Here is a 12,753-nt window from a genome sequence, read left to right on the forward strand (position 1 = left end):
AATGACGGAACAAGAAAAAACCTCCGCCGTGGTTGAAGAGACCAGGGAGGCCGTGGACACCACGTCACAACCTGTCGCAACAGAAAAAAAGAGTAAGAACAATACCGCATTGATTCTCAGCGCGGTGGCTATCGCTATTGCTCTGGCGGCGGGCGTCGGTTTGTATGGCTGGGGTAAACAACAGGCCGTCAATCAGACTGCCACCAGCGATGCCCTGGCTAACCAACTTACGGCACTGCAAAAAGCCCAGGAGAGCCAAAAAGCCGAGCTGGAAGGCATTATCAAGCAACAAGCTGTACAGCTTGAGCAGGCGAATCGTCAGCAAGAAACGCTGGCAAAACAGTTGGATGAAGTCCAACAAAAGGTCGCCACCATTTCCGGCAGCGATGCTAAAACCTGGCTGCTGGCTCAGGCCGATTTTCTGGTGAAACTCGCCGGACGGAAGCTGTGGAGCGATCAGGACGTCACGACCGCTGCAGCGTTGCTGAAAAGTGCAGACGCCAGCCTGGCGGATATGAATGACCCGAGTCTGATTACCGTTCGTCGGGCAATTACCGATGATATCGCCAGCCTTTCTGCGGTATCGCAGGTGGATTATGACGGCATCATCCTTAAGCTTAATCAGCTTTCAAATCAGGTAGATAACCTGCGTCTGGCCGATAATGACAGCGATGGTTCGCCGATGGATTCCGACGGTGAAGAGCTTTCCAGTTCCATCAGCGAATGGCGTATCAATCTACAAAAAAGCTGGCAGAACTTTATGGACAACTTCATTACGATTCGCCGTCGTGATGACACCGCCGTACCGCTGTTAGCGCCAAATCAGGATATCTATCTGCGCGAAAATATTCGCTCTCGCCTGCTGGTCGCGGCACAAGCCGTACCGCGTCATCAGGAAGAGACTTATCGCCAGGCGCTGGAGAACGTCTCCACCTGGGTACGTGCTTACTACGATACTGATGATGCCACCACCAAAGCGTTCCTCGACGAGGTGGACCAGTTAAGCCAGCAAAATATCTCGATGGATCTCCCGGAAACCCTGCAAAGCCAGGCGATGCTGGAAAAACTGATGCAGACTCGCGTGCGTAACCTGTTGGCACAACCGGCAGCGGGGGCAACGGAAGCTAAACCTGCACCTGCACCTGCACCTGCACCTGCACCTGCACCTGCACCGCAAGCTGATACTCCGGCAGCCGCGCCGCAAGGAGAATAACCATGCTAAAAGTGTTATTGCTCTTTGTGTTGCTGATTGCGGGGATCGTGGTTGGCCCGATGATTGCCGGTCATCAGGGTTATGTGCTGATCCAGACCGACAACTACAATATCGAAACCAGCGTCACGGGCCTGGCGATTATTTTGATTCTGGCGATGGTAGTGCTGTTTGCCATTGAGTGGCTATTGCGGCGGATCTTCCGCACTGGCGCGCACACCCGTGGGTGGTTTGTCGGACGTAAGCGTCGCCGTGCCCGTAAGCAGACCGAACAGGCGCTGCTGAAACTGGCGGAAGGCGATTATCAGCAAGTTGAAAAGCTGATGGCGAAAAATGCCGATCACGCTGAACAACCGGTGGTGAACTATCTACTGGCTGCCGAAGCCGCGCAACAACGTGGTGATGAAGCACGCGCCAACCAACATCTGGAACGCGCAGCGGAGCTGGCCGGCAATGACACCATTCCGGTAGAAATCACCCGTGTACGTCTGCAACTGGCCCGTAATGAAAACCATGCTGCACGCCACGGCGTGGATAAGCTGCTGGAAGTTACGCCACGCCATCCGGAAGTATTACGTCTGGCGGAACAGGCGTATATCCGCACAGGTGCATGGAGTTCGCTGCTGGATATCATCCCATCAATGGCGAAAGCCCATGTTGGTGATGAAGAACATCGTGCAATGCTGGAACAACAGGCATGGATTGGCCTGATGGATCAGGCGCGCGCCGATGACGGTAGCGAAGGTTTGCGAAACTGGTGGAAAAACCAAAGCCGGAAAACGCGTCATCAGGTGGCGTTACAGGTGGCAATGGCGGAACATCTTATTGAATGTGACGATCATGATACTGCTCAGCAAATTATCATCGACGGCCTGAAACGCCAGTATGATGATCGTCTGCTGCTGCCGATCCCGCGTCTGAAAACCAATAACCCGGAACAGCTGGAAAAAGTGCTACGCCAGCAAATCAAAAACGTCGGTGATCGCCCGCTGTTGTGGAGCACATTGGGTCAGTCACTGATGAAGCACGGTGAATGGCAGGAAGCATCGCTCGCCTTCCGCGCGGCGCTGAAACAACGTCCGGACGCCTACGATTACGCATGGCTCGCCGACGCGCTGGACAGACTGCACAAACCAGAAGAAGCTGCAGCGATGCGCCGCGACGGTTTGATGTTAACGTTGCAGAACAACCCGCCACAGTAGTTCTTTCTCACCCGGAGGCAAGCACCTCCGGGACCTTTCTGATACATAAAAAAACGCCTGCTCTTATTACGGAGCAGGCGTTAAAACAGGTCTGTATGACAACAAGTGGGTGCTTCACTCAACGTTGTGTCCATGGTGTCTGATGAGGCATAAGCGACATCTGTCAGTGGACGATAAGCACCGTAAACGGCTCTGCGTCATTCCGGAGTTTATGAGGCACTAAGGCGAACATAAGAGATGGAATGAGCATCTACTCGTTTATTATGCCACAGAGAACCGGGAAATAACATCCCTTAACACTTGTTATGAGATAATTCTGTAATCCTCTTTGCTTCCTGAGTAATAACTTCCTGAGTGAATATTTCTCCTGCGCACGATTCTACACATATATATAATGAATAATAAAAGTCATTCAATTAATAACATATATATTAATTGCCGTTAAAACTAAAAACAGCATCAATAATCAACGCGATATAACATCACCGCCTTACATATCACCTGCGCCAGAGGTAGGATTGAAAACGCTCTCCTGATTTTCCAATTCATTTTCTGGATAAATAAATAATTTATTTTCATCACTATTATTTATGCAATCATCCTGTCAGGGAGAGGGATCTCAATTATCAATGCTTAATTACGTCATCATTTTGACGACATGAAACCGGAGCATTTTGCATGGAATTTTCGTTTTCACCCAAACTTCTTGTTGTGGCTGTCGCCGCCGCTCTTCCACTCATGGCCAGCGCAGCAGATACCCCGTCAACCGCCACCGCACGCAAAGGCTTTGCCGGATACGATCACCCAAACCAGTATCTGGTTAAACCGGCGACCACTATTGCCGACAACATGATGCCGGTGATGCAGCATCCTGCACAAGACAAAGAAACCCAGCAGAAGCTGGCAGAACTTGAGAAAAAAACCGGTAAGAAACCGAACGTGGTTGTTTTCTTGCTGGATGATGTGGGCTGGATGGATGTTGGCTTTAACGGCGGCGGCGTGGCGGTGGGTAACCCTACACCAGATATCGACGCCGTTGCCAGCCAGGGGCTGATTTTAACTTCGGCGTATTCTCAACCGAGTTCTTCCCCAACCCGCGCCACGATTCTTACCGGACAATACTCCATCCACCACGGCATTCTGATGCCGCCAATGTACGGGCAACCGGGCGGTCTGCAAGGGTTAACCACTCTGCCGCAGTTGCTGCACGATCAGGGCTACGTCACTCAGGCCATCGGGAAATGGCATATGGGGGAAAACAAAGAGTCGCAGCCGCAGAACGTTGGCTTTGATGATTTCCGCGGCTTTAACTCGGTATCCGATATGTATACCGAATGGCGTGATGTTCACGTCAACCCGGAAGTCGCCCTGAGCCCGGATCGTTCTGAATACATCCAAAAACTGCCGTTCAGCAAAGATGACGTTCATGCCGTGCGCGGCGGTGAACAGGAAGCCATTGCCGACATTACGCCGAAATATATGGAAGACCTGGATCAACGCTGGATGGAATATGGCGTTAAGTTCCTCGACAAGATGGCGAAGAGCGATAAGCCTTTCTTCCTCTACTACGGCACTCGCGGCTGTCACTTCGATAACTACCCAAATGCGAAATATGCGGGTAGCTCTCCGGCGCGCACCTCTTACGGCGACTGCATGGTGGAGATGAACGATATCTTCGCCAATCTGTATAAAGCACTGGAGAAAAACGGTCAGCTTGATAACACGCTGATTGTGTTCACCTCTGATAACGGTCCGGAAGCCGAAGTTCCGCCGCACGGTCGCACACCGTTCCGCGGTGCGAAAGGTTCTACATGGGAAGGCGGCGTTCGTGTGCCAACCTTCGTTTACTGGAAAGGCATGATCCAACCGCGTAAATCTGACGGTATTGTCGATCTGGCGGATCTCTTCCCTACGGCGCTGGATCTGGCGGGGCATCCTGGGGCGAAAGTAGCGAATTTAGTACCGAAAACCACCTTTATCGATGGTGTGGACCAGACATCTTTCTTCCTGGGAACAAATGGTCAGTCTAACCGTAAGGCCGAGCACTACTTCCTCAACGGTAAACTTTCTGCTGTGCGTATGGATGAGTTCAAGTATCACGTCCTGATCCAGCAACCGTACGCGTATACCCAGAGCGGGTATCAGGGTGGATTCACCGGCACAGTAATGCAAACGGCGGGATCGTCGGTGTTTAACCTGTACACCGATCCGCAGGAAAGCGACTCGATCGGCGTGCGCCATATCCCAATGGGTGTACCGCTACAGACCGAAATGCACGCGTATATGGAGATCCTGAAAAAATATCCACCACGCGCACAGATTAAATCTGATTAAGCCGGCGCTATCGCTGAGATCTACCTTTGCCGGATGCGATGCTGACGCATCCGACAATCAACCGCAGGCGGCCACAAAATGGCCGCTTTTTTACTTATTCACCACCATCAAATGCGCCTGCATAATGTCGCTGGCCGGACGACCGTGCGCCAGCAAATCAGCCATTGCTTTAAGATATGGCGGTAGATGGCGGAAATAACGCTGATACCCGGCACACAAATAATTCAGCCCCGGTTTGCCGCTGGCATCGAGCATAAAGCGGTGTTTCGGACAGCCTCCCCAGCACGCTTTTAACACGTTGCAACTGCGACACTGCGCCGGTAACTGCTTAAATTTATCTTCACCAAACACCTGCTGTTGCGGGGAATCTACCATTTCTGCAATTGTCTGCTGAAGCATATTCCCCAGTCGATATTGCGGATAAACATAGTGATCGCAGGCGTAAACGTCGCCGTTGTGTTCAACAATCACCGAGCGCCCACAGGTTGGCTGATGATGGCAAACCGCTCCTGGCGCACCGACAAAATTGGCAAACGCCCATTCGATATTCATCACGAAAATCTTGCCGACGTCGCGTTTGATCCAGTGGTCGAATATCGCCACCAAAAATTCACCGAACTCATCGGGGCGTACCGACCATTCCGTCAGTTCGCCCTGAATATCGCCGGGAGCATGTAGCTTAAGTCCAGCATGAGCAGCCGTTTCATCAGCCAGGCGCTCGACCACCGGAATAAACTGGATGAACTCAGCGCCTGCATCACACAGAAAATCATAGACTTGCAAAGGTTGTAACGCACTGGTGCGATTGACGCAGACCAGCACGTTATAGTCGACATGATGTTTTTGCAGGAGCGTCAGGGCACGCATCACCAGCTTATGCGTGGGTCTGCCACCTTTGGTCACGCGATATTGATTGTGGATCTCAGCCGGACCATCCAGCGATAACCCTACAAGAAAATGATTTTCTGCCAGAAATGCACACCATTCGTCATCAAGCAGAACGCCGTTAGTCTGGAAGCTGTTACTTATCTTCCTGCCAGCACCATATTTCGCCTGTAGCGCCACGGCACGGCGGTAAAAATCCAGCCCGAGTAACGTTGGTTCGCCGCCCTGCCAGGTAAAAGCCACTTCGTTTTGGGTTTCGCTGGCAGCGATATAGTGACGGACATACGCTTCCAGCGTGTCATCGTCCATATGCGTGACTGGCTTTTCGCGGTAAAGGGATTGTTTTTCGAGATAAAAACAGTAGTCACAGTTCAGATTACAATCGGAACCGCTCGGTTTCGCCATCACATGAAAAGCACGCGTTGGAACCTGTTGCAGCATGGTCGCTCCTTGCCTGAAGTCATCCTTCAATAAGTTAAGGGCGAAATCATACCGTGGCGCAATGAGTTATTACGGGCGTTTATTGCGAAGGGAAAGTGACGAAATGCACAGAAAACAAAAAACCCCGCCGAAGCGGGGTTCAAAATTGGTCGGCGAGAGAGGATTCGAACCTCCGACCCACTGGTCCCAAACCAGTTGCGCTACCAAGCTGCGCTACTCGCCGAAATACTGCTTTTTGAATTTTTAGTTCAATTCTTTAAAGTCGTGGTGCGAGGGGGGGGACTTGAACCCCCACGTCCGTAAGGACACTAACACCTGAAGCTAGCGCGTCTACCAATTCCGCCACCTTCGCATTGTCACAACTTCTAATAATGGGGTGGCTAATGGGATTCGAACCCACGACAACTGGAATCACAATCCAGGGCTCTACCAACTGAGCTATAGCCACCACTACAAATCTTGTTACGCGGTATTACTACCACCGCAGCTCAAGCGCCGGGACTAAATGGCGCGCCCGACAGGATTCGAACCTGAGACCTCTGCCTCCGGAGGGCAGCGCTCTATCCAGCTGAGCTACGGGCGCTTAGCGCCGTTGCGGGGGTGGATAATACGGACTTCCCACCCCTCTGTCTAGTCCCTTTTTAAATAAATTGCGCGTTTGGTTACGGTTTGTGCGTTTTGCTGCTTATTCCTCCAGTTTATGTGCTTTACCGTGGCGATTAAGCCCAAAAATTTTATAAATCGCCGTCACCGCCAGCATAAAGATGATGCCGACAAACAGCGACATACGCGTATCTTCATTAAAGTACATGCCGATCAAAACGCAAATCAGGAATGCCATTGTTACGTAGTTGGCCCACGGGAACAGGATTGAGCGGAACGGATGGCTGGCAATCGCCGCTTTATGCGCACGACGAAAACGCAGCTGGCTTATCAATATCACAAACCATGGCACCATCCCCGGAAGCACGCTGGCACTGTAGACGTAGACAAACACACGCTGCGGATTGGGAATGATGTAGTTCAGGCATGAGCCAATTAACAGGATAGCAATAGATACTGCCACACCCGCAACCGGTACGCCGTGACGGGAAACTTTCGCCATCGCCGTCGGTAACTGACGGTTTTTCGCCAGTGCGTAGAGCATACGTCCGCAACTGTACATGCCGCTGTTACAGCCAGAGAGCGCAGCCGTCAGCACCACAAAGTTGATAATGCCCGCCGCTGCGGTAATGCCGATTTTGGCGAAAGTCAGTACGAACGGGCTGCCGTTACTGCCTATTTCATTCCACGGGAAGATGGTGACGATAACGAAAATCGCGCCTACGTAGAAAATCAGGATACGCCACAACACTTTGCCTACGGCACTGCGCAGCGTCACCTGCGGATTCTTCGCTTCACCGGCAGTAATGCCAATCAGCTCCACGCCCTGGTAGGACGCCACCACAATACACAATGCGGTCAGGAACCCTTTCCAGCCCCCCGCAAAGAAACCGCCATGCTCTGTGAGATTGCTAAAACCAATCGACTGCCCGCCATTGCCAAAGCCAAAGAAAATCACGCCCAGGCCAATGACAATCATCACGATAATCGTGGTGACTTTGATCATCGCGAACCAGAACTCGATTTCGCCGTACAACCTCACCGCAGCCAGATTCGCCAACGCCACCAGCGCCACCGCGATCAATGCGGGTATCCACTGCGCCATCTCCGGGAACCAGAACTGGACATAAACGCCAATGGCGGTGATTTCTGAGATCCCCACCGCCATCCACATAAACCAGTAAGACCAGGCGGTGAGATAGCCAAAAAACGGGCTCATATAACGATGCGCATAAACGGCGAACGAACCGGTAACCGGTTCGAGGAACAACATTTCGCCCATTGAACGCATGATGAAAAAGACGAACAGCCCGGCGATGATATAGGCCAACAATACGGATGGCCCGGCCCATTTCAGGGTACTGGCGGCCCCCATAAACAGGCCGACGCCAATGGTGCCCCCCAGGGCGATGAGTTCGATATGTCGAGCTTCCAGCCCACGCTGTAGCTCTGGTTTGTTATCTGCCATAAATCCTCGTGTTGTGTTTGCATGCTTTCCGGTGTTACCGGTTATCGTTATGGGTACATCGAGTGTTGCGAATGTTTTCGTAATTCAGGAGAAATGGCAAATAAAGCATTAAAAATTTGAATGCTTTGTGTAATAAAAAAGCAGGAAGGCGACGAAGTGACCACTCCGTCGCTTTACAGAGAGAGGAAAATCAGAGGTTGCCGGTGTAATGCCAGCGTAAATAACGCAGCAAACGAAGCTGACGCTTAATGCGGCTCGGCTGCGAAAGCAGGCGGTAGAGCCACTCCAGCCCCAGCGTTTGCCAGATTTTCGGTGCGCGTTTCACGTGACCGGTGAAAACATCGTAAGTCCCGCCAACGCCCATATACAACGCATCCGGATGCACCAGACGGCAGTCGCGCATGAAGATCTCCTGCTTTGGCGATCCCATCGCAACGGTGACGATTTGCGCTCCGCTGGCATGAATGCGTTCAAACAGCGCCTGACGCTGCTCGGGTTTAAAATAACCATCCTGACTGCCAACGATATTCACATTCCACTGATTGCGCAGTTTAGCTTCAGTTTGCGCCAGCACTTCAGGTTTACCGCCCACAAGAAATACCGGCGTCCCTTCTTTGCCTGCGCGCGCCATCAGCTCTTCCCAGAGATCGGCCCCGGCAACGCGGGAAACCTGCGCCTGCGGGTACTTTTTACGTACTGAACGTACAACGCTGATGCCATCCGCATATTTAAATTCGGCAGCGTTAATTAACTCCCTGACCTCGGCGTTATCTTCAATGGTCAGCATTTTTTCAGCATTAATGGCAACCAGCGTTCCCTGCTTAAGCTGCCCGTCAGCGAACAGATAATCGAGGGCGTGCTGCATATCACGCCAACCAATCAACTGTAAGCCACGCAGCGTATAGGTCGGTGCCGTGGTGTTGTTATTCATTGTTATCCTTCAACCTGCGTCCGGAGCGATGATTTTGTTCGTTTATGAATGAGTCCGGCGCTTTCAAAAAGCCAGTACAACAGTTTTGCGATCATCAGACATGCGCCGAAGACCACGATAAAAAAGACTACGCGTGAGACAAACGAATCCAGCCCTTCACGTGCCAGCACGATCATATTGAAGATCGCCCCGAAGCAGAAACTGTGCAATATCGCAGCCTTATAGCGATTAGTCTCGCGGTTGCCCAGCTCATACAGCCAGTCGAACCATTTGATGATCAGTCCAACCACAATCGCCCCGAGCGGGATGAACAACGCGCCGCCCATAACAACCAGTGAGCCTATAAGCGTAGGCGAGATCGCCAGCCCGGAGTGGTTATTCAGCACTTCCCAGGTAAAGTAGTTGGCGGAGTTCAGTACCATACTCGGGCGACCCGGCCACAGCCAGGAAGGGATAAAGACATAGAAATCGCGGACAATGGGAGCCAGGCCCTGGAAGTCGATGTTGTCGTAGTTCTGCAACAGCAATGCCAGATTCTCCCACGGCGAAAAGGTGTCGCGAGTGAGATAGAGAAACGTATAGAACGCTTCATCGCCGCTCACATTCATTCCATAGCGTTTTAGCGCCAGCCAGAACATGCCCACAATCCCCAGCACGCCCGCCGCCGCCAGCATCCACAACGAAATCCAGCCGCGAATAATGCCAATAAACAGGAAGATAGCGAATGCGATGATGATATTGGCGCGAGTGCCGCCGACAATCATGTAAGTCAACAAGCCAAAGGCAACCGTGCTGACGAGGAAAAACAGCCACGCTTTGCTGTCCTGGCGCAGAAAGTAGACCACCAGCATCGCCGGGATGAAAAAGTAAAAGAAGCGTTTTAACGCCACGCCGGAGACTTCACTGGAGAAGATCTGACTGTAGGAGTTAAGCCGGAACAGCAAAAAGCCGTTGTGCATGAAGAAGATGCCGACGCTTACCAGCGCGATGCCCATCAGGATCACCCACGTAAGATTGGTCTCCACACGGTTCATGGTAAACAGCGGACGGCGCGGTACATCAGCAACGCGTTTGCGTAGGCGGGTTTTGTAGGTGACGTAGTAAACCGCGTAGAAGCAGCCCGCAGAAAGCAACGCCTGCAACAAGATTTCTGGCGGCGCGACACCAACATCAAAGCGAAATACCAGCACGCTGGTCAGCGGGAAGCCGAAGAAAAAGGTGAGCAAAAACAGCAATGAAAAGAAGACATTGAAGTTAAAACGCACACGGCGAAACTCAAACCAGGTCAGCGTGGCAATAAACAGCGTGCAGAGCAGCCAGACAACAAACAGGCCACTGAATTGCAGCAGACTCATGCAACCTCCCCGGCGGCAATAGCCAACGCCCGCTGCCAGCCTTGCAGATAGTTCGGGCTAAAGAAGGCAATGGTGTTTTTATCCACCGACGCCAACTGGCGCTGCGCTTCACGCACAATATCCTCGTTGAGATCGTCGGTAGTAAACAGCACCGGTAAATGCTGTTCCGTCATATCCTGCCAGAACGGATTTTCCCGGTTAAGCACACAAGGAATGCCCGCCTGAATCAGTAAGCACAGCGTACCAATGCCCTGCTGGCGGGCAAAAATAAAGTAACCAAGATCGCACTGACGAAGTAGCGTCAGATAGGCGTCAAATTCCAGTTTTTCGCTCAGAACTTGCAGATTTTCTTCGCTGAATAACTCCAGCCCCGCCTGACGAACTTCCTCGATGTACGCTTCGTTATTAGGCGGATATCCCATCGGCACCACCACTTTTACCGTATCGCCAAATTGCTGATGAACGGCGCGCAAGGCAGCAATATGCTCATTGCTGCGGTCGCCGGAGTTGCCCACCAGAATGGTCATTTTCCCTTCACGTTGCCGATCGTTCGCCATCTTATTGAGAGAAGGGTCCATCCGCGTCGGGAAGTACAGCAGTTCGCCCCGCACCTTTGGGTGCGTTTTGGCAAAAAAGCTCAAATCGCCGCGGGTGGCAAATACACAGCCGACTCGCTTTTGCGCCAGGCGACGTAGCGGGTAAAAAAGCTTATATCTCAAGCCACTGGAAAGCTCATACAGATCTGCTCCCCAGATATGCCAGTAAAACTGGCTGGGCTTAATGCCACCACTCAGCAGAGCCAGCCACAGTGTGGGATTGAACTGACCGTGGAAGAAAAATCGCTGCTGACGGTTAGCTTTTGCTTTCGCGATGACCGCTTCCGCCAGCGATTTTTTCCCAGGGAAAAATTGCACAGAAAGCGCCGGACAGCTATCACTTAAGCCGTCGTCCTTGCCAACAACCATAAACTCGCGCGCGTGCTCGCTCGTCGCGGCCAGCGCGTCATTGAAAAACCGCAAAACGGTTCGGTTATGGTGAGGGATATCCGATCCCAGTACGTGAATCAGTACAGTCATGCCCGCCTACGCCAGAGTAAAAACACGCCACAACAAAGAGAAAAATAGACGATATAGGTTGCCATATAGGCCTGCGCCGCGCCCAGTGCACCATGCGCAGGGATTAGCCAGTGGGCAAATACCATCAATAAAGTGAACTGGCTGACTTCCGCCAGAATATAAAACCGCAGTGACGCTTTGGCGATCACCAGATAACCAAAGACATAAGCGCCCACTTTTAACACATCACCTACCAACTGCCAGGCAAAGAGATCGCGCATAGCGGTAAATTTATTCGACAACAGCAGCCAGATAGCAAAATCACGCAGCAACCAGACGGTAAAACTCGCCGCCGCCACTGCCGGTAAGACGAATTTCAGCGATTTAACCACTTCCCGGGTGATATCGCGCTTTTCCGTTAGCCGCGACAACGTGGGCAGCAAATATACGCTGAACGATGCCGTAATAAATTGCAGGTAGGCATCGGAAATACTGCTCACCCCTTGCCAGATCCCCACCTCATCCCAGCTATACTGCGCCGCCAGCAGTTTACGCATCATGATGTAAGCAACAGGCAAGGTCACCGACGTAATCAACGCCATGAGCGTAAATTTGCTCAACTGCCCTGCCAGGCCGTTATCCCAGCTGGGTTTCAGATAGCTTAACGGGATTGCACCACGCTTAATTAGCATGATGACGGCAGGAATCACCACCAGCGCGGGAATCAACGCCAGCCCCAGCAACGCCCCTTCATAACCGCCCAAACGGTAACTGACGTAGTACGCGAGAACGCCAATCAAGCTGCCGACAATCAGCGATAACGCATTACCTGCGGCATCGCGAAAGCCTTTCATCAGCGCCAGTAACAGGTTGCCCCAGGCGATCCCCATTTGCACCAGCGCCACTAAACGCACCAGCCCCTGATAGTCGGTATTACCAAACAATCCCTGGCTGATTGGGGCTGCCGCCAGCACAAAAACCAGCGCCATCAGCGTAGAGAAGCCAAGTACCATCGCTGATGAAGTGCCGACCACGCGGCGCAGCTGTTGTGGATTATCATGGTACTGGGCAACGTATTTGGTTACACCGTTAAAGATGCCAGCCCCGGCAAGCACGCCGAGCACAGTAATCAACTGGCGGAAATTTGCCGCCAGCCCAAGCCCCGCCGGACCAAATGACACCGCCAGCAACTTACCGACCAGTAACCCGGCACCAATCTTGACCAGTGTACTGGCCGCCGTCCACAAGGACGCTTTTGCCAACGACATA

At 52.3% G+C, this 12,753-nt stretch carries 9 protein-coding genes and 4 tRNA genes; 3 read left to right on the top strand and 10 right to left on the bottom strand.

The features are described 5' to 3' along the window. Position 1 precedes the first annotated feature (1 nt). The 3 genes from hemX to aslA all read left to right on the top strand — a co-directional run bounded on the left by hemX (position 2) and on the right by aslA (position 4,746). A complete protein-coding gene (hemX, locus tag ACK8NJ_RS23280; protein ID WP_000139083.1) occupies positions 2-1,213 on the top strand; it encodes a uroporphyrinogen-III C-methyltransferase in 1,212 nt (403 codons plus the stop codon). A 2-nt stretch (positions 1,214-1,215) separates the two neighbouring features. Then, positions 1,216-2,412, top strand: a complete 1,197-nt coding sequence (gene hemY / locus ACK8NJ_RS23285) for a protoheme IX biogenesis protein HemY (protein WP_000921783.1) — start codon at positions 1,216-1,218, stop codon at positions 2,410-2,412. A gap of 678 nt (positions 2,413-3,090) precedes the next feature. After that, a complete protein-coding gene (aslA, locus tag ACK8NJ_RS23290; RefSeq protein ID WP_000395858.1) occupies positions 3,091-4,746 on the top strand; it encodes an arylsulfatase AslA in 1,656 nt (551 codons plus the stop codon). A 90-nt stretch (positions 4,747-4,836) separates the two neighbouring features. Here aslA and ACK8NJ_RS23295 read toward each other — a convergent pair whose 3' ends face one another. The 10 genes from ACK8NJ_RS23295 to wzxE form a co-directional block, all read right to left on the bottom strand. Further along, on the bottom strand, positions 4,837-6,072 hold the full coding sequence (locus tag ACK8NJ_RS23295) for an anaerobic sulfatase maturase (RefSeq protein ID WP_000941553.1): 1,236 nt from the start codon (positions 6,070-6,072) through the stop codon (positions 4,837-4,839). A gap of 146 nt (positions 6,073-6,218) precedes the next feature. Next, positions 6,219-6,295, bottom strand: a tRNA-Pro gene (locus tag ACK8NJ_RS23300). 42 nt (positions 6,296-6,337) lie between these two features. After that, a tRNA-Leu gene (locus ACK8NJ_RS23305) sits at positions 6,338-6,424 on the bottom strand. A 20-nt stretch (positions 6,425-6,444) separates the two neighbouring features. Beyond that, positions 6,445-6,520 (bottom strand) — tRNA-His (locus tag ACK8NJ_RS23310). Positions 6,521-6,578: 58 nt separating this feature from the next. Continuing rightward, positions 6,579-6,655: transfer RNA gene (locus ACK8NJ_RS23315), tRNA-Arg, on the bottom strand. 102 nt (positions 6,656-6,757) lie between these two features. After that, a complete protein-coding gene (gene thrP / locus ACK8NJ_RS23320) occupies positions 6,758-8,143 on the bottom strand; it encodes a bifunctional threonine/serine APC transporter ThrP (protein WP_000774739.1) in 1,386 nt (461 codons plus the stop codon). A gap of 190 nt (positions 8,144-8,333) precedes the next feature. Beyond that, entirely contained in the window at positions 8,334-9,074 is a 741-nt protein-coding gene (wecG, locus tag ACK8NJ_RS23325; RefSeq protein ID WP_001064038.1) for a lipopolysaccharide N-acetylmannosaminouronosyltransferase, read from the bottom strand. 2 nt (positions 9,075-9,076) lie between these two features. Continuing rightward, positions 9,077-10,429, bottom strand: coding sequence for an ECA oligosaccharide polymerase (gene wzyE, locus ACK8NJ_RS23330; protein ID WP_000055132.1), 1,353 nt, complete (start codon positions 10,427-10,429; stop codon positions 9,077-9,079). After that, positions 10,426-11,505: a TDP-N-acetylfucosamine:lipid II N-acetylfucosaminyltransferase gene (gene rffT, locus ACK8NJ_RS23335; RefSeq protein WP_089705289.1), complete on the bottom strand. Its 1,080-nt coding sequence runs from the start codon at positions 11,503-11,505 to the stop codon at positions 10,426-10,428. Before rffT ends, wzyE begins: the two co-directional genes overlap by 4 nt. Further along, on the bottom strand, positions 11,502-12,752 hold the full coding sequence (wzxE, locus tag ACK8NJ_RS23340; RefSeq protein WP_000050271.1) for a lipid III flippase WzxE: 1,251 nt from the start codon (positions 12,750-12,752) through the stop codon (positions 11,502-11,504). The genes rffT and wzxE overlap by 4 nt, the downstream gene beginning before the upstream one ends. Position 12,753 lies beyond the last annotated feature (1 nt).

Source organism: Escherichia sp. F1 (assembly GCF_046764225.1).
GTDB classification, from domain to species: Bacteria; Pseudomonadota; Gammaproteobacteria; order Enterobacterales; family Enterobacteriaceae; genus Escherichia; species Escherichia coli.

Excerpts from the sequence above, each read along its gene's own strand:
- aslA (WP_000395858.1), top strand. The coding sequence starts at position 3,091 with ATGGAATTTTCGTTTTCACCCAAACTTCTTGTTGTGGCTGTCGCCGCC.
- rffT (WP_089705289.1), bottom strand. The coding sequence starts at position 11,505 with ATGACTGTACTGATTCACGTACTGGGATCGGATATCCCTCACCATAAC.
- wzyE (WP_000055132.1), bottom strand. The coding sequence starts at position 10,429 with ATGAGTCTGCTGCAATTCAGTGGCCTGTTTGTTGTCTGGCTGCTCTGC.
- thrP (WP_000774739.1), bottom strand. The coding sequence starts at position 8,143 with ATGGCAGATAACAAACCAGAGCTACAGCGTGGGCTGGAAGCTCGACAT.
- ACK8NJ_RS23295 (WP_000941553.1), bottom strand. The coding sequence starts at position 6,072 with ATGCTGCAACAGGTTCCAACGCGTGCTTTTCATGTGATGGCGAAACCG.
- hemX (WP_000139083.1), top strand. The coding sequence starts at position 2 with ATGACGGAACAAGAAAAAACCTCCGCCGTGGTTGAAGAGACCAGGGAG.
- wecG (WP_001064038.1), bottom strand. The coding sequence starts at position 9,074 with ATGAATAACAACACCACGGCACCGACCTATACGCTGCGTGGCTTACAG.
- wzxE (WP_000050271.1), bottom strand. The coding sequence starts at position 12,752 with ATGTCGTTGGCAAAAGCGTCCTTGTGGACGGCGGCCAGTACACTGGTC.
- hemY (WP_000921783.1), top strand. The coding sequence starts at position 1,216 with ATGCTAAAAGTGTTATTGCTCTTTGTGTTGCTGATTGCGGGGATCGTG.